At 44.1% G+C, this 18,747-nt stretch carries 22 protein-coding genes; 11 read left to right on the top strand and 11 right to left on the bottom strand.

Going from position 1 to position 18,747, the window contains the following annotated elements; all coding sequences use genetic code 11:
• Positions 1 to 12 precede the first annotated feature (12 nt).
• A complete protein-coding gene (locus tag BJP34_RS15675) occupies positions 13 to 477 on the bottom strand; it encodes a CAAD domain-containing protein (RefSeq protein ID WP_070393146.1) in 465 nt (154 codons plus the stop codon).
• A 273-nt stretch (positions 478 to 750) separates the two neighbouring features.
• Here BJP34_RS15675 and rpe point away from each other — a divergent pair, with 273 nt between their 5' ends.
• Positions 751 to 1,458, top strand: a complete 708-nt coding sequence (gene rpe, locus BJP34_RS15670; RefSeq protein WP_070393145.1) for a ribulose-phosphate 3-epimerase — start codon at positions 751 to 753, stop codon at positions 1,456 to 1,458.
• 140 nt (positions 1,459 to 1,598) lie between these two features.
• Here the strand turns inward: rpe and BJP34_RS15665 are convergent, their stop codons facing one another.
• Positions 1,599 to 3,080, bottom strand: coding sequence for a family 10 glycosylhydrolase (locus BJP34_RS15665; RefSeq protein ID WP_070393144.1), 1,482 nt, complete (start codon positions 3,078 to 3,080; stop codon positions 1,599 to 1,601).
• A gap of 155 nt (positions 3,081 to 3,235) precedes the next feature.
• On the opposite strand from BJP34_RS15665, the gene BJP34_RS43430 reads away from it, so the two are divergent.
• The gene (locus tag BJP34_RS43430) at positions 3,236 to 3,379 is read left to right on the top strand and encodes a hypothetical protein (RefSeq protein ID WP_158517244.1); all 144 of its coding nucleotides are present in this window, start codon (positions 3,236 to 3,238) and stop codon (positions 3,377 to 3,379) included.
• A 110-nt stretch (positions 3,380 to 3,489) separates the two neighbouring features.
• A complete protein-coding gene (locus BJP34_RS48945) occupies positions 3,490 to 3,615 on the top strand; it encodes a hypothetical protein (RefSeq protein ID WP_267876582.1) in 126 nt (41 codons plus the stop codon).
• Positions 3,616 to 3,922: 307 nt separating this feature from the next.
• Here the strand turns inward: BJP34_RS48945 and psb27 are convergent, their stop codons facing one another.
• The 5 genes from psb27 to BJP34_RS15635 form a co-directional block, all read right to left on the bottom strand.
• A complete protein-coding gene (gene psb27 / locus BJP34_RS15655; RefSeq protein WP_193431331.1) occupies positions 3,923 to 4,327 on the bottom strand; it encodes a photosystem II protein Psb27 in 405 nt (134 codons plus the stop codon).
• A 193-nt stretch (positions 4,328 to 4,520) separates the two neighbouring features.
• A complete protein-coding gene (gene pstB, locus BJP34_RS15650; protein WP_193431330.1) occupies positions 4,521 to 5,351 on the bottom strand; it encodes a phosphate ABC transporter ATP-binding protein PstB in 831 nt (276 codons plus the stop codon).
• Positions 5,352 to 5,448: 97 nt separating this feature from the next.
• Positions 5,449 to 6,357, bottom strand: coding sequence for a phosphate ABC transporter permease PstA (gene pstA, locus BJP34_RS15645; RefSeq protein ID WP_070393142.1), 909 nt, complete (start codon positions 6,355 to 6,357; stop codon positions 5,449 to 5,451).
• Positions 6,357 to 7,298, bottom strand: coding sequence for a phosphate ABC transporter permease subunit PstC (gene pstC / locus BJP34_RS15640; protein ID WP_070393141.1), 942 nt, complete (start codon positions 7,296 to 7,298; stop codon positions 6,357 to 6,359). Before pstC ends, pstA begins: the two co-directional genes overlap by 1 nt.
• Before the next feature lie 271 nt (positions 7,299 to 7,569).
• Positions 7,570 to 8,526 (bottom strand): PstS family phosphate ABC transporter substrate-binding protein, encoded by a 957-nt coding sequence (locus tag BJP34_RS15635; RefSeq protein WP_229424388.1) that lies wholly within the window; start codon positions 8,524 to 8,526, stop codon positions 7,570 to 7,572.
• Between the two features lie 245 nt (positions 8,527 to 8,771).
• On the opposite strand from BJP34_RS15635, the gene bioB reads away from it, so the two are divergent.
• The 5 genes from bioB to BJP34_RS15615 all read left to right on the top strand — a co-directional run bounded on the left by bioB (position 8,772) and on the right by BJP34_RS15615 (position 12,120).
• The gene (gene bioB, locus BJP34_RS15630) at positions 8,772 to 9,902 is read left to right on the top strand and encodes a biotin synthase BioB (protein ID WP_229424387.1); all 1,131 of its coding nucleotides are present in this window, start codon (positions 8,772 to 8,774) and stop codon (positions 9,900 to 9,902) included.
• A gap of 15 nt (positions 9,903 to 9,917) precedes the next feature.
• On the top strand, positions 9,918 to 10,502 hold the full coding sequence (locus BJP34_RS15625; protein WP_070393139.1) for a biotin transporter BioY: 585 nt from the start codon (positions 9,918 to 9,920) through the stop codon (positions 10,500 to 10,502).
• Between the two features lie 143 nt (positions 10,503 to 10,645).
• Complete coding sequence (locus BJP34_RS48940) at positions 10,646 to 10,777, top strand: hypothetical protein (protein WP_267876581.1); 132 nt, start codon at positions 10,646 to 10,648, stop codon at positions 10,775 to 10,777.
• A gap of 22 nt (positions 10,778 to 10,799) precedes the next feature.
• On the top strand, positions 10,800 to 11,306 hold the full coding sequence (gene lspA / locus BJP34_RS15620) for a signal peptidase II (RefSeq protein ID WP_070393138.1): 507 nt from the start codon (positions 10,800 to 10,802) through the stop codon (positions 11,304 to 11,306).
• Between the two features lie 307 nt (positions 11,307 to 11,613).
• Positions 11,614 to 12,120, top strand: a complete 507-nt coding sequence (locus tag BJP34_RS15615; protein WP_070393137.1) for a transcriptional repressor — start codon at positions 11,614 to 11,616, stop codon at positions 12,118 to 12,120.
• A gap of 49 nt (positions 12,121 to 12,169) precedes the next feature.
• Here the strand turns inward: BJP34_RS15615 and BJP34_RS15610 are convergent, their stop codons facing one another.
• Together BJP34_RS15610 and BJP34_RS48935 are read right to left on the bottom strand one after the other, a co-directional pair.
• Positions 12,170 to 13,189, bottom strand: a complete 1,020-nt coding sequence (locus BJP34_RS15610) for an ABC transporter ATP-binding protein (RefSeq protein ID WP_070393136.1) — start codon at positions 13,187 to 13,189, stop codon at positions 12,170 to 12,172.
• Positions 13,190 to 13,506: 317 nt separating this feature from the next.
• Positions 13,507 to 13,635, bottom strand: coding sequence for a hypothetical protein (locus BJP34_RS48935; protein WP_267876580.1), 129 nt, complete (start codon positions 13,633 to 13,635; stop codon positions 13,507 to 13,509).
• A gap of 90 nt (positions 13,636 to 13,725) precedes the next feature.
• Here BJP34_RS48935 and BJP34_RS15605 point away from each other — a divergent pair, with 90 nt between their 5' ends.
• On the top strand, positions 13,726 to 14,856 hold the full coding sequence (locus BJP34_RS15605; RefSeq protein WP_070393135.1) for a right-handed parallel beta-helix repeat-containing protein: 1,131 nt from the start codon (positions 13,726 to 13,728) through the stop codon (positions 14,854 to 14,856).
• Between the two features lie 952 nt (positions 14,857 to 15,808).
• The gene (locus BJP34_RS15600) at positions 15,809 to 16,954 is read left to right on the top strand and encodes a right-handed parallel beta-helix repeat-containing protein (protein WP_070393134.1); all 1,146 of its coding nucleotides are present in this window, start codon (positions 15,809 to 15,811) and stop codon (positions 16,952 to 16,954) included.
• Positions 16,955 to 17,054: 100 nt separating this feature from the next.
• Here the strand turns inward: BJP34_RS15600 and BJP34_RS15595 are convergent, their stop codons facing one another.
• Both BJP34_RS15595 and BJP34_RS36920 read right to left on the bottom strand, forming a co-directional pair.
• Complete coding sequence (locus tag BJP34_RS15595; protein ID WP_070393133.1) at positions 17,055 to 17,663, bottom strand: TetR/AcrR family transcriptional regulator; 609 nt, start codon at positions 17,661 to 17,663, stop codon at positions 17,055 to 17,057.
• 57 nt (positions 17,664 to 17,720) lie between these two features.
• Positions 17,721 to 17,957 carry a hypothetical protein gene (locus BJP34_RS36920; RefSeq protein ID WP_158517243.1) on the bottom strand — a complete coding sequence of 79 codons (237 nt, stop codon included), beginning with the start codon at positions 17,955 to 17,957 and terminating at the stop codon, positions 17,721 to 17,723.
• 159 nt (positions 17,958 to 18,116) lie between these two features.
• Between BJP34_RS36920 and BJP34_RS15590 the strand changes: the two genes are divergently transcribed.
• The gene (locus tag BJP34_RS15590; protein ID WP_070393132.1) at positions 18,117 to 18,713 is read left to right on the top strand and encodes a hypothetical protein; all 597 of its coding nucleotides are present in this window, start codon (positions 18,117 to 18,119) and stop codon (positions 18,711 to 18,713) included.
• The last annotated feature ends 34 nt before the right edge of the window (positions 18,714 to 18,747 follow it).

Genomic DNA, 18,747 nt, shown 5'->3' with positions numbered 1-18,747 from the left:
CCACACTAGATATCACTTTTTAGCTATAAACTGACCTTTAAGGGATTGAATCTCCCCTGATAATTCTTGGCGTGTTTCAACTTTGAGTAGATAACGAGCTACAAACCAGATGGTATAGCCAATACCAACTAATTCAAACAACGGAGCCATCAGGGGAATATCGTTAATGGCATCCAGCACCGCCAAAGTGATCTTAACAGTCATGAACCCAGCGAGCAAAAGACCAATGGTAAGCAAGGGTTTTTGGTAATTGCTAACAAATCCGCCTATATATTCCGGCAATTGTGACAAAATGTCTGTAAGAGTTTGCAACCATTCTTGCCACGGTTGGGTCAGTCCTGGCTCAGGAGCAGTGAGTTTAGCTATAGCACCAGGTTTGTCAACTTTGAGGTCTACTTTCAGCTGTTTTTCATCCTCAAGGGTAGTTTCATTGGTGCTGCTCTGAGTATATGCAGATGCTTGGGGATTTGACGCCATATTTCCTCCAAAATTCTATTAAAGCAGGATATTCTATCGTTTGAGCAAGGCAGCTGCATAAGATGACAGACTGACTAACTGTTGCCCATGTTATCAAAAGTTTCATCATGACCTGCTAGGGGTGAGCATCCGTAGGTATGGGCTGATTTATAGCCAACTGGTCTGGTGACCAGTGCTCACTAAGTAGGTCACCACCACAACAACTCGTTAGGGAAAATCTAAAGATTTTGTTAAAATGCTAAAAAATAAGCTTCCAGGAGAACACCTCCAATCATGAGCAACACCCTATCCGAAAACCAAGTTGTTATTGCCCCTTCTATCCTGTCAGCTGATTTTAGCCGACTGGGAGAAGAAATTAAGGCTGTGGATGCCGCAGGCGCTGATTGGATTCATGTTGATGTCATGGATGGTAGATTTGTCCCTAACATCACCATTGGTCCTCTAGTTGTTAGCGCCATTCGCCCGATTACCCAAAAGCCACTGGATGTCCACTTGATGATTGTGGAACCAGAAAAGTATGTGGCAGACTTTGCTAAGGCAGGGGCTGATATTATATCCGTTCATGCTGAACACAACGCTTCACCCCATCTGCACCGCACTCTCTGTCAGATTAGAGAATTGGGTAAGCAAGCAGGTGTTGTACTTAACCCCTCCTCATCCTTGGATTTAATTGAGTACGTCCTAGAAGTCTGTGACTTGATCCTGATTATGAGCGTCAATCCTGGCTTTGGTGGTCAAAGCTTTATCAAAGAAGTTGTGCCAAAAATCCGCACACTGCGTCAGATGTGTGATGAGCGTGGTCTTTCTCCCTGGATTGAAGTGGATGGAGGACTCAAGGTTAACAATACCTGGCAAGTGCTAGAAGCTGGAGCGAATGCAATTGTGGCTGGCTCGGCTGTATTCAAGGCACCAGATTACGCAGAGGCAATTAGCGGTATTCGTAACAGCAAGCGTCCTGAACCCGAATTAGTAACTGCTTAATCAGAACTATCCCAATTAGGCAAATCTTAACCAAAGGTCGAGGGGGCTGCTGAGAATCAGCCCCCTTCCCGCGCCTAAGCTCCTTACTCCCTACTGCCATGAACCCCAAAGGCGTAAGTACCTTAGCCAATTGAGAACTGCTATAATCTGCAAAACTTTCGCTCGCGGTCAAATTCTGGATTTTGCCAAGAGAAGGCAAAATGACTGACTGAGTTGATTTGTGGTGTCACTCGGCGCAATGCCTGCATCTGGTTTTCTAGGGAAGGACGATTTTTTATGGATCTTCCCCAAGTTCCTGCTAATGCTGGTTTTACGTCTGTTTCCGACGAGGCCCACTTGAACACCCGTTTGACTAAATTAGCAATACAACCGGTGTGACCACAAACACCATAAGACATGGGATGCCATTCCAGGGAACGGGGAAAATGTTCCCAAGGCTGTAGTCTGGAATCATAACCCATGCGACCTACAACTTGGTTGCCATCGGGGAAAAACACTGCACCAGCTTGTACCCCAGCTCGCTCTGCTGCCAGTTCGCCTAATTTAAGAAAGTCTAATATCCCCTGGGCAGCGTGAGCAACACTTAGTTGCCATAACTGCCATTGTATAGTTCGAGTACTCTCTCTTGGGGAAGGAGTGCGACCTTGCCACAGGGGAGTTTTTTCATCAGGGTAGAGCTTTTTGACAGCTTTTATATCCTTAGCACTAATGGAACCCTTACTCAGATAGCGCCGAATTAGCTCCTTACCTTGATTGTTACCAGCCCGTTGATAGAGGGCTTGCTTAGCTGCATCACTGTAAATCCAAAGATCCTTGACACTGCTGGCCACAGACTGGGAACCTGAACCACGGGGATAGCGAATGTAGTCAAATAAAATCCCATCGGGGCGTCGCTTTAATACACCCTTAAGCATCTCATAGTAGTCTACCTGGGCTTGTCGATTATAAGGGTCGATAAATACTTGAGAGCCATCCTTAACTACAGACAAACTGGTCTCTCCTCGACCATTGCGGGCAAGAATCTGTTGCCGCTCAGCACGATGACCGTAGGTATAACCAAAATTCATCGTAAACATCCAGGCATACACCTGCAAACCCCGCTCACGACCTTTTTGAATCGCCTGGGCTAATAAATCTACGTTCTCAGTCCCCGGTTGTTGTATGACTGACGGCCAAGGAGTACGATTATCTGACTTTGGTAACAGGACGCGACCATCGTAAAATACTTCAACGTAGACCTGATTGTAGCCTTGGTTCACAATACGGTCGAGGGTTTCCTCAAGGGCTCCAGGACGAGCATCACAGGGATATAAGCGCACCCAAATTGCTTGATTTTGCGGCCAGGTTTGGGAACGACACTGCTGTAAGAAACTGGCGTGTTCCTGGATAATGGTTTGGTAGCTGATTTTAGAGTCTGAGTTGTCCTTTAAGGAATTAACTCTTAAGCTTTCTTTTTGAGCGATCGCTTCCTGAGTAAAGTGGCAATAAGCTTTTGTTTTTGCCTCAGCGGTTGGTACAAACCAACACTGACTCAAAAGACTACTTCCTATTGCAAAGGTGGCAATCAAGCTACGATGTAGACCTTGTCGGTGTTGCCTCCGTTTACCAAAACTGTTATACATTCCTAGAAACACTACAAAACAACAGAAAGTTAGCCAAAAGCCTGTTAACTCATCCCCGATTGCTTCAATATCTTTGAAATCTCCCCCAGGTGCAGGATCAGGGATTCTAAACGGATACTACGAGAGGGTGAGCAATTCACTAACTCGTTGTCTTGATGCAAAGCGCGAGTGGGGGAAACCACGCCAGTTGCTCATGGGGGGAACCCCCACAGGTCGGCACTGGCTCCCCTGTTCCCTTGCTGCATCGCTTTCATGCCCATCGTTATTGCACAGGGGTTTTTAACTATGATTTTTTCTAAAATTAGCTTTAGCTTGTTATTATATAGTTTACGGATAGAAAGGGAAACACCAAGGCAGGGGGTAGAGGTAAATCTATATCGTTTTATTTGATCCATATATCATTGTCTTGATGCAAAGCGCGAGTGGGGGAAACCACGCCAGTTGCTCATGGGGGGAACCCCCAAGACCGCACTGGCTCCCCTGTTCCCTTGCTGCATCGCTAAATTTGTCAACTTTGATTATTGTTGATTATTAGTGAACTAAAGCCCTAGTAGTAGCCATAAACCCTATAATAATCTCTCTAACCCCTAACCGCGCTTCGGCTGGCATTATCTTTAACTGTTTTCAGCTCTCTTACCTACTGTTCCGGAAAATTTTTACTTATGATGAGAGTTAGGGCGAGAGCAGATCAAAAAATTGGCTAAAACTTTGATATCATCTATAATCCTACCCTCCCTTACCTGGGATGTTCACAAGAAACCTGAAGATAGGACAGGTTTCTACTCCCAGTTTTTTGTTAACCCAGGTTATGCCTCGCCTACAATAGGCGAGGTATCGACAGCTTAAGCGCCCCGTTTGAGAGAACGCTCTACTTGGGAAAATTCCTGCTCTAGACGATCCTTCACCTTTTTCGGTAAAGGGCGATTGGGATAGGAACTGTAGTAACCAGCCAAGGAATTGACAGCAGTTCGCATGGTAGTGAAGGAATTAAGGGTAGACACAGATCTATCTCTGCGGTAGCGCGAAGCATAGTCATTCATCAGTAGAGTTGCTTTTTCACGAATTGCCGTCTTATCTGGTGAATCTTCTGGTAATTCAAGGGCTTGTCTTAATTCTTGTAGAGCAACTATTGTATCCTGACGGTAATCTCCTGTTAAGCCTGTACCACTTGAGGCACAACCAGTTAAACCGATAACCATAACCAGTACCAGGGCAATAAAACCTGATAAGTAGCGCTTTATTCGCATGATTGACAACAAATCCAATTTTATAATCAGATTTGATCCTATCTTGAATTGGTACTGGGGGGATCATCCCCATCAGAAAAAAAAATCCCACGGGCGTGTTGCCGTGGCATGTCTAGTCAGAGATCAAATCTCCCATGAGTTGGGTTTAAAACCCAAGGTTTCGTTGGATGTTAGGGGAAAATGTTGGGGGAATTTAGCCGAAACGCCCACTAACATAGTCCCTAGTTGCTTCCTGCTGAGGATTTTGGAAGATGACTTCAGTTTTATTGAACTCTACTAAATAGCCTTGTTTGCCACCTGTTTCCGTTGCCCTAGCGTTATAGAAAGCGGTCATGTCTGCTACTCGGGTAGCTTGTTGCATGTTGTGGGTAACGATAACAATCGTGTATTTTTCTTTCAGCTCGTGCATTAGTTCTTCCACTTTGAGGGTGGAGATGGGGTCAAGAGCGGAGCAGGGTTCATCCATCAACAACACTTCTGGCTTAATGGCTAAGGCACGAGCAATACACAAACGCTGTTGTTGACCACCAGATAGAGACAGACCACTCTGTCTTAGTTTATCTTTGACTTCATCCCAGAGGGCAGCTTGTTGAAGACTGCGCTCCACTAATTCATCCATGTCCCCTTGATAGCCGTTAATCCGGGCTCCGAAGGCAATATTTTCATAAATGGATTTGGGAAAAGGGTTTGGCTTTTGGAATACCATGCCAATGCGGCGACGTACTTCTTCAATGCTGTTGTCAAACTTTTGATCATAGAGATTTTCGCCATGGAAGGTAATTCTACCTGTTACCCGTGCTCCCGGAATCAGGTCGTTTAAGCGATTAAAGCACCGTAACAAGGTGCTTTTTCCACAACCAGACGGTCCGATAAACGCGGTAACTTGGTTTTTGGGAATATCTAAATAGACATCTTTGACTGCTAAAAATGATCCATAGTAGACGGAAACTTTTTCAGCCCGTAAAACCGGATATTCTACTTCTACAGACGAAGTGTTGTAGTCCATAACTGGGTTGTAATTCATCTTGAAATCCTCTGTGGAATTGTCAACTTTTGAAATCAAAACTGAAAAATTTTCCATCCCTTTGAATCTGTATTTTAATAGTGGGTATATTGACTTTTTATCTATTGCTTTGGAATTTGTTGCGCAGGAAAATTGCTCCGGCATTCATAACCAACAGCACTACCATCAACATCACAATTCCCGCCGCCGCGTTAGTATGGAAGGCTTCTTGGGGACGAGAGATCCAGTTGTAAATTTGAATTGGCAGTGCAGTAAATGGATCTTGTGGGTTCATTGGCGGCCTGGTAATGAAGCTCAAGGCTCCGATAGTAATCAAAGGAGCAGTTTCCCCAATTGCCCTTGACAGTGCCAAAATGGTTCCTGTCAGGATACCAGGTAAAGCGAGAGGAAAAATATGCTCTCGAATAACTTGCCAACGAGTTGCTCCTAAGGCATAACCCGCTTGACGCAAACTATTGGGAATTGCCCGTAGACTTTCACGGGTGGCAACAATAATGATGGGCAGAATTAACAACGACAGGGTTAGGGCACCAGTTAGTATGCTCCTACCATTAGTAATGGGAGCCAACCACCGAACAAACACTTGTAAACCCAATAAGCCGTAAATAATTGAAGGTACAGCAGCTAGGTTAGCGATGTTGATTTCAATAATCTGGGTCAATAGGTTGTCAGTGGCATATTCTTCTAAGAAAATACCCGCCCCTACTCCCAAGGGAAAAGAGACCATTGCTGTTAGCACCAACAGCCAGACACTACCGATTAAAGGAGGAAAAATACCAGCTTGGTCTGGTTTACGGGAGGGAGGACTGGTGATAAATTGCCCATTGAGCCGGGACAGACCATCGAGAAAAACATCAATCAGCAATACTGCCAGTATCACTAGCCCAAAAAAGATGGCAAGCCAGGCAGCAATGGCGAAGATTTTATCAAAGTTATAGCGCTTGGGTAGCGCGAGATTGAAGTAACCTGGGGAATCGTCTCCTAGAGGTTTTAGGTCTTGTGCCATTAGTCGTATTTCTCCCGAAAGCGACGGACAAACCAAAAGCTAAAGATATTTAGGGCTAAGGTCAGTAAGAACAGGGTCATACCTACAGAAAAAATAGTTTTGTAGGCTAGGGAACCTGCTGGTGTATCTCCTAAGCTGACCTGAACGATATAGGCTGTCATGGTCATCACTGGTACTAGGGGATTCAGTCCCAAGGTGGGATTTTGACCGGCAGCAATACTAACAATCATGGTTTCACCCACAGCACGGGAAACCGCTAGTACGAAGGAAGCAACAATTCCAGATAATGCTGCTGGTATTACTACTCCGATGATGGTTTCTCGTTTAGTTGCCCCCAAGGCATAAGCACCTTGTCTTAAACTATTGGGTACAGCATAGATAGCATCTTCACTGAGGGAAGCTACCATGGGAATAATGGCTATTCCTAAAACAATCCCAGCGCTTAAGGCATTGAATCCTTGTAACCCGGGAATAAATGTTTTTAAGAAAGGGCTCACTAGCATCAGGGCGAAGTAACCAAATACCACCGTAGGAACCCCTGCTAATATTTCTAGGGCAGGTTTGAGCCAGCGACGGACACCAGTAGATGCATATTCACTCAAGCAGATAGCTGCCAGCAATCCTAAGGGTAATGCCACCATCAGCGCGATTACAGAGGTCAGGAAGGTGGCACTAATCAGCACAAAAATGCCAAACTGGGGATTAGCAAACAAGGGAGTCCATGCTGTATCAGTCAGGAATTTCCAGAGTGATACTTCTTGGAAAAATGCTACTGTTTCAAATATTAAGGTTAGAACAATGCCGATGGTAGTTGCGACAGAAACAAAGGCAAAGGTAGCAAAAACTATTTTTACTACCAGTTCTACCCGCTTGTTTAACTGCCGGTTTGGTCGAAACATCTCAGAGTCTGATGACTCAAAAGATGGCGGAGTGGTAGTCATCAGTAAAGTATTACCTGTGAAGGATCAAGTGTGTTCGTCTGATAGCGTTCTCTTAGGGTAGGATGCAGTGCCAAGCATAAAGGGTAAAGGATGAAGTCTGAAGTGTGAGGAATCAATTGTGAGAAATCAAGTGTGAGGAATGAAATAATTATACTTATAGATGTACTGCTGATATCTATCAAGGTGACTGCGTGACTTAGCAACTTTGTTCTTTCTAGCCTTCAGCCTTCATCGTTCATCCTTAAGTCTTTAAGACATCCCTTACTATTCTTTATTTCTCTAATAGCTGTTTCACTTTGGAGCCTTTAGGAGCATTAGCAAAGACTGTACCAACTGTGCCATCGCTAAAACGCTTTCTCACCAGCATCATAATGTCTTCTGGCATGGGAACATAGCCAACTTCTGAGATTAATTTTGAATTGGCTGCTGCCAACTGATAGTCTACAAAGGCTTTAACTTCAGGTCGAGTTGCCGCCTCTTTCTTAACGTAGATAAACTCTGGGCGAGATAGAGGTTTGTAACTTCCATCGGCAATAGTTGCTGTGCTAGGGGCAACGCAACCACTTCCTCCGTCAATCTGTAACAGTTTGAGTTTATCTTTGTTTTCTTCGTAGTAGGCGTAACCAAAGAAGCCTAGTCCACCCTTATCAGTCGATACCCCTTGGACAATCAAATTGTCATCTTCACTAGCGGTATAGTCGCCCCGAGAGCCAACTTTTTTACCAACTATGTTTTCCATAAAGTAGTCATAGGTTCCGGAGTCAGTTCCTGGACCATAAAGTCCTAGTTTTTGATTGGGGAAACCAGGACGAACTTGATTCCAGTTGTTGATTTTGCCTTGAGCTGCTGGTTCCCAGATTTTTTTTAGTTCAGCAGTTTTTAGGCAACTAGCAAAGTTATTGTCTTTGTTAACTACTACAGAGAGTCCATCAAAGGCGATGGGCAATTCGATGTACTCAATTCCTCCGTTCTTGCAAAGCTCTATTTCTGATTCTTTGATCGGACGGGAGCCGTTGGAAATATCCGTTTCTCCAGCACAAAATTTCTTGAATCCACCACCAGTACCAGAGACACCGACAGTAACTTGGATTCCCGGATTGGCTTTCTGGAACTCTTCCGCCATGGCCTCAGAGATGGGAAATACGGTGCTGGAACCATCTACCTTAACTTGAGCTGTGGGGGTTGAACCACCACAGGAGGTAATCCCCACGGCTAAGGAGGTGATCAATGCTATTGAGAATAAATTATTCTTTTGAGACAACATGGAATTGGCTTGATTTTTTTAGGCGTCACAGCCGGAGTGTACCGCTCTACCATAAAGACTAGGTTAAGCATGAGGTTAAATTTTAATTAAGAAAAGGTTAAATTTTTATTTGGGGTAGTAGAGTTCACTAGCAAAATTACTCTAAGGTGGTATAGTGAGGGGTGCCTTTAAAGCTGATATATGTGGGAGATACTGTGGTTCAAGCACCTTTGTCAACTGCTGTAGGTCTATCTGTAGATTTATCAACTACACCAGCAAATACACCAGCAAGTACACCAGAACAATGCTCAACATCCCCAGCATCCGTGAATGAGTGGCTGCAAAAGCTAACTGAGGGGATTATTGCAGGCGATCGCATTACTAGAGAGGAAGCCTTAGCCCTGACCAAACTGGAAGGGCAAGATAATATATTGCTGCTGTGCCAAGCAGCTGACAAAGTGCGCCAAGCCTGCTGTGGTAATACGGTGGATTTGTGTAGTATCGTCAATGTCAAATCTGGTGGCTGCTCAGAAAACTGTGGTTTCTGTGCCCAGTCGGCTCACCATCCTGGCGTTGATTCCCCGATTTATGGTCTTAAGTCTAAGCAAGAGATTATGGCTCAAGCTAAGGCAGCTGAAGCGGCTGGAGCCAAACGTTTTTGCCTAGTCAGTCAGGGACGTGGACCAAAGTACAGTAGTCCTAAATCGAAAGAGTTTGAACAAATTCTGGAAACCGTACGGGAGATTATTGCCGAAACCAGCATTAAGCCTTGCTGTGCTTTGGGAGAAGTCACCTCGGAACAAGCCCAAGCCCTCAAAGAAGCTGGGGTAACTCGCTACAACCACAACTTAGAAACCTCAGAGCGGTTTTTCCCAGAAATTGTGACTACCCACAGCTGGCGCGATCGCGTCGAGACGATCCAGAACTTGAAAGCAGTGGGGATTCAAGCCTGCACTGGTGGGATTATGGGCATGGGTGAAAGCTGGGAAGACCGAGTGGATTTAGCTCTAGCGCTGCGGGAGTTAAAGGTGGAATCAGTACCCCTGAACTTGCTCAATCCTCGCTCTGGAACCCCTTTGGGAGAATCTGGGAAGCTAGATACCTATGACGCACTAAAAGCGATCGCAATTTTCCGGATGATCCTACCTGAGCAAATCCTGCGCTATGCTGGTGGGCGAGAAGCCGTGATGGGTGAATTGCAGGCACAAGGGCTAAAATCCGGAATCAATGCTATGCTGATTGGACACTACCTCACCACTCTGGGACAGCCACCAGAGCAAGACCACGCTATGCTGGACTCTTTGGGTCTAACCGGTGGTGAAGCTCCGATTCCCGGAGAATATAACTCCCAGAATAAATAGATTATCGATGTAACTGTGTCTGCTCCCAATGAGATTTTGTGGGCCATAATTGGTTTGCTGCTGACCATCGGCGGCACGTTTCTAGAAGCCTTCTTTGTCTCCAATCCACCCTGGGATTGGTCAACTCAAGGTGTTCAAACTATATCCTTAGGGGTTACCTATCAGATTGGAGCAGTCCTACTAGCTGCTTGTTTAGGAGGCAGAAATGCTGGTGCTCTTTCTCAAATTGCCTATGTTGTGATCGGGTTAAACCTGCCAATCTTTACTCAAGGTGGAGGTATTGGCTATATCAAAGAACCCAGCTTTGGATACATACTAGGCTTTATTGCCGGAGCCTGGGTTTGTGGTTTTTTAGCCTTTCGCGTACAACCACGAGTCGAAACATTGGCATTTAGCTGCCTCTGTGGTTTACTAACCATCCATGCCTACGGTGTCGGCTATTTGATGATTTTCCACGGCATCAATTGGTCAGTGCTTGGGGCTGTGCCTCTCATGGAAGCGATCATGAAATATACCATTTCGCCTTTACCGAGTCAGCTAGTGGTAGTTTGTTCTGTGACCGTTGTGGCATTTGGTCTACGGCAGTTAATGTTTTATTGATAGTCATTGTAATGCCCAGCTCCGAAGTTCCCTATTGCCTAAAACGTTAATTTTTCTTTTCCCTGGGTAAGTCGTAGACTAATCACCAATGACTAATAAAAAATGACTATAGCTTTTACCATACTTATCAGGTAAAGTCAATTTTGTTACCCCTACTCCCTACTCCCTACTCCCTACTCCCTACTCCCTACTCCCTACTCCCTACTCCCTACTCCCTACTCCCTACTCCCTACTCCCTAAAACCCATCGGTGTAAGTACCTCACCCAATCAATAAATGCTATCATGACTAATGACTAATGAAAAGAAACCCCCTGTTTTGGTTTGCTGCTGCTATTGGTCTGATTCTGGATCAGCTGACTAAATATTGGGTGGTGCAGAATTTTGAATTGGCTGAGACTCTACCCCTCTGGCAAGGGGTGTTTCACTTTACCTATGTGACTAATACTGGTGCCGCTTTCAGTCTCTTTAGTCAAGACGGCAGCTGGTTGCGCTGGCTGTCCTTAGCTGTGAGTCTTGGTTTAATCGCCCTAGCTTGGTTTGGGCCAAAGCTGATTAGGTTGGAACAGCTTGGTTATGGCTTCATACTCGGAGGAGCATTAGGGAATGGCATAGACCGTTTTTTCAACAGTTGTTTGGTAGATAACCAGACAGTAACGGGTTGCGTTGTGGATTTCCTCGATTTTCGGTTGATTAACTTCCCGGTATTTAATGTAGCCGATGTGTGTATCAACCTAGGTATTGTCTGCTTGCTTATTGCAAGTTTTAGGCATCAATCTCCAAAATCTAGGGAGAAGGGGCAATAACTTACAAGCCACAAGGCACAAGGGTTATGGCCAATCTGCTTACCCTTTGCCTGTTCCCTGTCTTCCCTCTGTGCCCCCTCTTTCCCTGATTCGCCCTTTTCTTAACTTATTTGCCAAATCCGGATCGTAAAGCTGGATTTGGTATTTTCGGCGTATCCCTGTATCCGAGGTGCATCCGTGTCGTGCCCTATTCTCAAAAGTAACCAATAATCCTTTACTATTTATTCTCAATTAGGAAATTTTCTTGCAAGTGAGATAAATAATTATTTAAGATTGTCAATAATGGCTCGTTTTTGAGAGGGTTACCATGGCTAACTATACTGCCGCTTCACTCAAGGCCGAACTCAATGCTCGAGGTTGGCGTATGACACCGCAACGGGAGACCATTCTCCACGTTTTCCAAAATTTACCGAGAGGAACCCATCTGAGTGCTGAGGAACTTCACGAATTGCTCGACCAACGAGGAGAAGGAATCAGCTTATCTACAATTTACCGTAGCGTTAAGTTAATGTCACGGATGGGCATCCTGCGGGAATTGGAATTGGCAGAAGGGCATAAACATTATGAACTCAATCAGCCTTTTCCCCATCATCACCATCATCTGGTATGTATTCAGTGTAACCAGACCGTTGAATTCAAGAATGACTCAATCTTGAAACAAGGGATGAGGCAGGTAGAAAAAGAAGGGTTGCAGCTGATTGATTGCCAGCTGACCATTCATACTATTTGCCCAGAAGCCCTGCGGATGGGATGGCCTTCGGCTCTACCGAGTAATTGGCGTTGCTCTCGATCCATTGCGATGGACGAACATTAGTTTTGTGAGTGGTTAGTCCTATGATAAGCGCTATACTAAGATCCTCTTGTCAATGGACTAAATGACAAGCAACATAATGTCCTCTACCTGCATCTTTAAACTCTGGTTCTGGGTCTTGCCGACAAGTATCCATTACCATAGGACAGCGAGTGTGAAACCGACAACCTTTGGGGGGATTGCTCGGGCTGGGTACATCCCCTGTTAGGATAATACGTTCCCGTTGACGCTCAAGTTCAGGGTCAGGAATTGGTACGGCTGAGATTAATGCTTGGGTATAGGGATGCAAGGGGTTCTCATATAAACAGACGCGATCTGCGAGTTCTACTATTTTGCCTAGGTACATTACTGCCACCCGGTCAGAAATGTGGCGCACTATACTTAAATCGTGAGCAATAAATAGATAAGTTAAGCCCATATCTGCTTGCAACGACTGCATCAAGTTAACCACTTGGGCTTGAATGGATACATCTAAAGCAGCAATCGGTTCATCACATACGATAAAGTCAGGGTTTAACGCTAAGGCGCGAGCAATCACAATCCGCTGACGCTGACCCCCAGAGAATTCGTGGGGATAGCGATTGATAAAGTGAGGATTGAGTCCTACCACTTCTAGTAAGGACTGGACTCGTTCTTGTTTTTGTTTACCGGTGGCTAACCCATGGATTTGCAGGGGTTCACCGACAATACTTCCTACGGTCATGCGGGGATTGAGGGAAGCATAGGGGTCTTGAAAAATCATTTGCATCCGGCGGCGCATCTGGCGCAGGGATTCAGCGTCTAGCTCGGTTAGGTCGATATTTTCAAAGTAAACATGACCAGCTGTCGGACGGTATAGTTGTAGGAGCGCTCGTCCGGTGGTACTTTTGCCACAGCCAGATTCTCCTACTAAGCCTAAAGTTTCGCCACGGTTGATCTCGAAGTTGAGTCCATCCACAGCTTTGATGGAGCCAATTTGCTTTTGCCAGATGATTCCTTGGGTGATGGGGAAGTGCATCTGTAAGTTTTCTATGTGTAACAGACTGTTGTTTTGTGGGTTGGGCTTGGGCTTGTCTAGCTGTGCTGCTGTCATGTGATGGTTTAATGCTTAATCGCAATCATATAGCGTTTTTATTTTAAAATGCTATAGCTGTATTACCATATCCATTTTTTTTTGAACCCAATTTCTTTTTGGTAAATTATTTGAATACAGTCACAGGATTTTTTGTTAAATTATTAAATTGGCTCAATATTTATTTTTAATTGAGTTTTTTTAAAGCTCAATTAATTATTTAAAAAAGTAATAACAAAACTATCAAAATTGGATATACTTAGATAAGTTGGAGTCAACTTGTCAATAACCGTCTTATCAAAAAAACGGGCGATTTATTCTCCAAAAAAAACTTATATCTAGCAATTATTATACTCATGAGGTACAAATTTGTGGGTTTTAGGGAGCAGAGAGCAGGGAGCAGGAAGCAGGGAGCAGGGAGCATGGAAGAGGAAAGAGGCAAGAGGCGGCAAACCTGTGTACCTCATAGCTATGATAAACGCTAGAGTTGGAGTTATAAATAATACTTGACAGGGGGAAAACAATCAGCTTTATAAGTAAAATAAGGATAGCTAACTATGGCAGTTTTTAGAGTTAATACCACAGCTGACGGAATTAATCCTTCTGATGGGCTCATCAGTTTACGAGAAGCAATCGCGCTAGCAAATAATACTCCTGGTCAAGATACAATTTTATTTCAACTTGAACCAGGTCAACAGACGATTACTCTAGACTCTAATCCTCTTAATCTCCCTAATATTCCGAGTCTTCCTAATATTCCGAGTCTTCCTAATATTCCGAGTCTTCCTGATATCCCTAATCTTCCAACACTCGAAAATCAACCGACACTCGAAATTACCGAAAGTGTTAATATTGTTGGACTTCAAGAGCCTGACCAAATCACTATCGAAGGTGACGGTGGGTCTTTTGATATTTTTACGATTAGCAATGGTGCGAATGTTACCGTCACAAACCTGACAATTTCTGGGGGAGAGGATGGGATCCAGGTGGATGATGGTAATCTAAACGTGATTAATAGCATCTTCACAAACAACAAAAGCGATGGCATCGAGATTGCAGGAGAGAACACTAATCTCAACGTGGTCGGTAGCTCTTTCACAAGCAACGAAAAAGATGGCATCGATATCAACGGAAACAACACGACATCATTTGTTATCAACAGCACCTTCAGCGACAATGGAGACAATGGCTTTGATATAAATGCCGTAGGTCAAAATGTAAAGGTTATTGATAGCACTATAATCAGCAACAATAACACTGGCATAGAAATCGGTACTTCGGGAGAATTAACTAACAACGTTGTACAGATATTCAATAACCAGATTATTGACAACCTGACAGGAGATAGTGGCGGTGGTGTCAGTGTCCTTGGCATTGATAACGAAGTGCTGCTGCTCAACAATCAGATTACTGGTAACTCCGCAGAAGTCAATGGCGGCGGCATTTCTGTTGAGAGTGGAAATACCATGTTCCTAGGCAATAACACAATCACTGATAATATTGCTGACAGTAACAACGATGGTATCGGCAATGGTGGTGGTCTCTTTATTGGTTTGGGGGCTATTGTCGGGATCAGAGCAACCCAAATTAGGGATAACTTTGACCTAGAAGCTGAGTCTCGCAATGTATTTGGTAATTTCTTCGACCTTGGAGATAATGACATTGTAGGTAATGACATTCAAGTTTAGAAATTGAGTTAACTTAGATCTGGCTTGGACTTTGGACAAAACCAAGGGGATCAAACATCTATCCCTAGAGCATCAAACCTCTCAAAAGCTTTCAGAAACTGTGTTTTATCGGAATCTGAACCTGAGGATATGGTTGCGGTAGGAATACCTTGGCGCAAGGGGGGAAAATAGTTTTTGCCTCAAATCTCAACGTTATTGGTTAACGAGAGCCTGAAGTAGCCTCAAAGGAAGCAAAATTTTGAATTAGAGCTTACGTGAATAGGGAGTTTTCCAAAGTCCAATCAGGGAAATAGGTGAACTTATTCGTTAGTTATCTCCTTGACGACACCAGTTGTTGTCGAGGGGATAATCTGTTGTCTAATAAAAATTCATAACAGCAATGCATAATACATTTTGCAGAAGACATAATCAACAATATTTTAATTTTTCTATTCAATAAAATTTCGTTTAACTAAAATTATGCAATAAATAATAAATCAATAATTAAAAAAAATATTAATTTATTTACTCAAAAAATAGATGTTATTTAAGTTCAAATGTGCGGTTTGGTTTAAATAAACTATTAATAGTTATCAAATTAAATAATCAACTATAAAAATGGTATAGGCTGAGGTAAGTTGTAGTGAAACTGTCAGTAACGGTTTGGATGAAATAACCAGGGGATTTATTCTCCAAAAATTTTGGTTCTTCAGTACCTACTATGCTAAATTTACAGTTAAAAAACCTCAAAAAGCTTACTGTGTAAGGGTTATGATGCCATTTAACTATAAATTATTCTGAATACTGCCTCTTCCTCCTGCTCCCTGCTCCCTGCTCCCTGCTCCCTTTGGCAAAGTGTTAATTTAGCATAACAAGTACGGAAGAGCCAAAATTTTTGGATGAGATGGTTTAGTAATAATACTTTACAGGGGTTAAACAATCAGCTTGATCAGTAAAATAAAGATGACTAACTATGGCAGTTTTTACAGTAAATACCACAGCTGACGAAATTAATCCAAACGATGGAATAACCAGTTTACGAGAAGCAATTGATACAGCCAATAATTCTCCTGGTGAAGATACAATCTTATTTGAACTTGAACCAGATGAACAGACGATTACTCTAGAGCTTATCCTAGGGACACTTGAGATTACTGACAGTGTTACTATTGTTGGAGAAGATGGTGCTCAAATCACTAGTAATACTTTTTTGGGAAAAGATGCTGATCAAATAACTGTCGAAGGTGACGGTGGGTCTTTTGATATCTTTACCATTAGCAATGGGGCGAATGTTACCGTCACAAACCTGACAATTTCTGAGGGAGAGGATGGCATCCAGGTAAATGATGGCAATTTGGAAGTGATTGATAGCATCTTAACAGGTAACGACAGCGATGGCATCGATATCCAGGGAAACAACACTAATCTCAACGTGCTCGGTAGTTCCTTTACAAATAACAAATCAGATGGGATCCATATCGATGGAGACAACACTAATGTATTAGTAAGGAACAGCACCTTAAGCGAAAATCAGGGTCAGGGTATTGATATAAGTGCTACAGATCAAAATGTTAGGGTGGTTAGTAGCACTATAAGCAAAAACCAGGAAAGTGGAATAAAAATCGGTAGTAAGGGAGAAAACCCATTTGAAGATTTTATAGCCAATGACAATTTTGTACAAATATTTAATAGCCGGATTATTGACAACGTGACAGGAGGCAATGGCGGTGGTGTCAATGTGCTTGGATATTATAATGACGTGCTGCTGGTCAACAATCAGATTAGTCGTAACTCAGCAGAAGTGAATGGCGGCGGCATTTTCGTCGATGAGGCTAATACCATTTACCTGTTCAACAACAAAATCACTTATAATATTGCTGACAGTAACAATGATGGTATCGGCTATGGTGGTGGCTTGTCTATTAGTCCACCTGCTTTTTTCCTTGACGGACCCACGGTCGTGATCAGAGGAAGCGAAATTACCAATAACATTAACAGAAATGGTTTATTTTTCGGTTCCAATATAGCTGGTAAGTTCATCAACTTTGGAGGGAATGAGATTGGTAATAAGTCCCTAAGCACCTACACAGAATTAATTGCCGAATTTCAATCTCTGTAACCCTTACAATGTATAGCGCTACGCGCAATGGCATTGGCAAGAGGCATGCATGCTAGATTTGACTACAACAGCTTTGGCAGCTTGTATCAATGTGCTAAATTTAGGGATTACCAGAGCCAGGGATAGCATGGGTAGACAGCAACTCGTTAACGTAGCGCCGAATTACAATCTGTTGCTGGTCAGGGCTAAGGCGTTTGGCTTGAATCAGGGAGTCGAGGCTAACCCCATTGACTAGGGCTAACAGGGCGTTGGCTTCTAACTCTGGCTCTATGTTAGCTCGAATCAGTTTGGCGGACTGTAGAGCTTTCAATTCCTGAATAATCACCTCACGGAGCTGAGCAGCACTCTGTTGATGCTCAGCCATCAGGGATTCTCGTCCAATGGCATATCCCAAAAAGGCCACCCAGACCTTCAGAATATCTTGCCGTTCAGTGTCTAGTGGCAAAAACGCAGATAGCATTTCTACTAGTCGATCGACTCCCCTAGCGTGCTCTGTTGCAGCCTGCATCGTTTTTTGCAGACGCTGAGTTACTTGATTAAGGGCAAAGAGAATCAGCTCCTGCTTATCTCGAAAGTGGTGAGTAACAACTCCGGTGGTGCAACCAAGCTCTTGGGCGATCGCGCGCATACTGGTGCGATCTAACCCCTCTCGGACAATAACTCGCCAGGCGGCTTCAGAAACTTCAAGGCGGCGATCCTGTTGGGACATGAGCATTAACGGAAACTATAGAGGTTTTTAATTGGGTGAGGTACAGAGTCCTGGGTTTTAGGCAAGAGGCAAGAGGCAAGAGGCAAGAGGCAACCCACCCCTAACCCCTCCCAGGAGGGGAAGGCAAGAGGCAATAGGCAAGAGGCAATAGGCAATAGGCAAGAGGCAATAGGCAAGAGGCAAGAGGCAAGAGGCAATAGGCAATAGGCAATAGGCAAGAGGCAAGAGGCAACCCACCCCTAACCCCTCCCAGGAGGGGAAGGCAATAGGCAATAGGCAAGAGGCAAGAGGCAAGAGGGAAAAAATCCTGTGTACCTCATTAGGCTATAAAGCGCTATAACCAGATATACACCAGATATACAGTGGGACATAAACAAAGTCTCAATGCCTATTGACAGCTTATCATAACAGTTGTTATATTTATAGCATAACAACTGTTATGAGGTTAACCTAATGCACTCTGAGCTGACTTGTCCCTCCCCTCGCTCTGGTCTGAAAGGTTTGCTTGATCGCTTCACCGGACCAGGGGCAACCCAAGCTGAGTTGCTCATACAATTTGTACCGTCGCTGGTGGCTTTGGTAGCAGCTCCAACCTACGCCCTGACCCTCCCAATACAGTGGAGCCCGTTGCAATTAGGACTGATCGCTGTTCTTGCCCTGGATTTAGTGGGGGGTGTCCTCACCAATGCTACCTCCACCGCTAAGGCTTGGTATCACCGACCGGAACAGCGTTGGCAGCAGCATTTAGGATTTGTGTCTGTTCATGTCATCCATGTCTTGTTAGTGGCGCTGCTCTTTCGTGGGGGAGATTGGGGATTTTTTATCGGTGTGTCTAGCTACCTGTTGGGGGCATCAGTCTTGATTTTGCTGTCTCCCTTGTATCTTCAACGTCCAGTGGCCCTAGGGCTTTACAGCTTAGGACTGTTGGGCGATCGCTATCTATTTCCCCCAATGCCTGGTTTGGAATGGTTTCTGCCTTTGTTTTTTCTAAAAATATTGGTCAGTCATTTGCTTAAGGAAACCCCTTATCGCCCTAGGGAAAGGCGATAAGATTTGCTGCCACTGATTTGTGGTGTTTGACAGA

Source organism: Moorena producens PAL-8-15-08-1, from assembly GCF_001767235.1.
GTDB lineage: Bacteria > Cyanobacteriota > Cyanobacteriia > Cyanobacteriales > Coleofasciculaceae > Moorena > Moorena producens_A.
This window is presented reverse-complemented; position numbering and strand designations above follow the sequence as displayed.

Bases quoted from the DNA above. Each gene is read 5' to 3' on its own strand.
- BJP34_RS15675 (WP_070393146.1), bottom strand. From the start codon at position 477: ATGGCGTCAAATCCCCAAGCATCTGCATATACTCAGAGCAGCACCAAT.
- rpe (WP_070393145.1), top strand. From the start codon at position 751: ATGAGCAACACCCTATCCGAAAACCAAGTTGTTATTGCCCCTTCTATC.
- BJP34_RS15665 (WP_070393144.1), bottom strand. From the start codon at position 3,080: ATGTATAACAGTTTTGGTAAACGGAGGCAACACCGACAAGGTCTACAT.
- BJP34_RS43430 (WP_158517244.1), top strand. From the start codon at position 3,236: ATGCAAAGCGCGAGTGGGGGAAACCACGCCAGTTGCTCATGGGGGGAA.
- BJP34_RS48945 (WP_267876582.1), top strand. From the start codon at position 3,490: ATGCAAAGCGCGAGTGGGGGAAACCACGCCAGTTGCTCATGGGGGGAA.
- psb27 (WP_193431331.1), bottom strand. From the start codon at position 4,327: ATGCGAATAAAGCGCTACTTATCAGGTTTTATTGCCCTGGTACTGGTT.
- pstB (WP_193431330.1), bottom strand. From the start codon at position 5,351: ATGAATTACAACCCAGTTATGGACTACAACACTTCGTCTGTAGAAGTA.
- pstA (WP_070393142.1), bottom strand. From the start codon at position 6,357: ATGGCACAAGACCTAAAACCTCTAGGAGACGATTCCCCAGGTTACTTC.
- pstC (WP_070393141.1), bottom strand. From the start codon at position 7,298: ATGACTACCACTCCGCCATCTTTTGAGTCATCAGACTCTGAGATGTTT.
- lspA (WP_070393138.1), top strand. From the start codon at position 10,800: ATGAAAAGAAACCCCCTGTTTTGGTTTGCTGCTGCTATTGGTCTGATT.
- BJP34_RS15615 (WP_070393137.1), top strand. From the start codon at position 11,614: ATGGCTAACTATACTGCCGCTTCACTCAAGGCCGAACTCAATGCTCGA.
- BJP34_RS15610 (WP_070393136.1), bottom strand. From the start codon at position 13,189: ATGACAGCAGCACAGCTAGACAAGCCCAAGCCCAACCCACAAAACAAC.
- BJP34_RS48935 (WP_267876580.1), bottom strand. From the start codon at position 13,635: ATGAGGTACACAGGTTTGCCGCCTCTTGCCTCTTTCCTCTTCCATGCT.
- BJP34_RS15605 (WP_070393135.1), top strand. From the start codon at position 13,726: ATGGCAGTTTTTAGAGTTAATACCACAGCTGACGGAATTAATCCTTCT.
- BJP34_RS15600 (WP_070393134.1), top strand. From the start codon at position 15,809: ATGGCAGTTTTTACAGTAAATACCACAGCTGACGAAATTAATCCAAAC.
- BJP34_RS15595 (WP_070393133.1), bottom strand. From the start codon at position 17,663: ATGTCCCAACAGGATCGCCGCCTTGAAGTTTCTGAAGCCGCCTGGCGA.
- BJP34_RS15590 (WP_070393132.1), top strand. From the start codon at position 18,117: ATGCACTCTGAGCTGACTTGTCCCTCCCCTCGCTCTGGTCTGAAAGGT.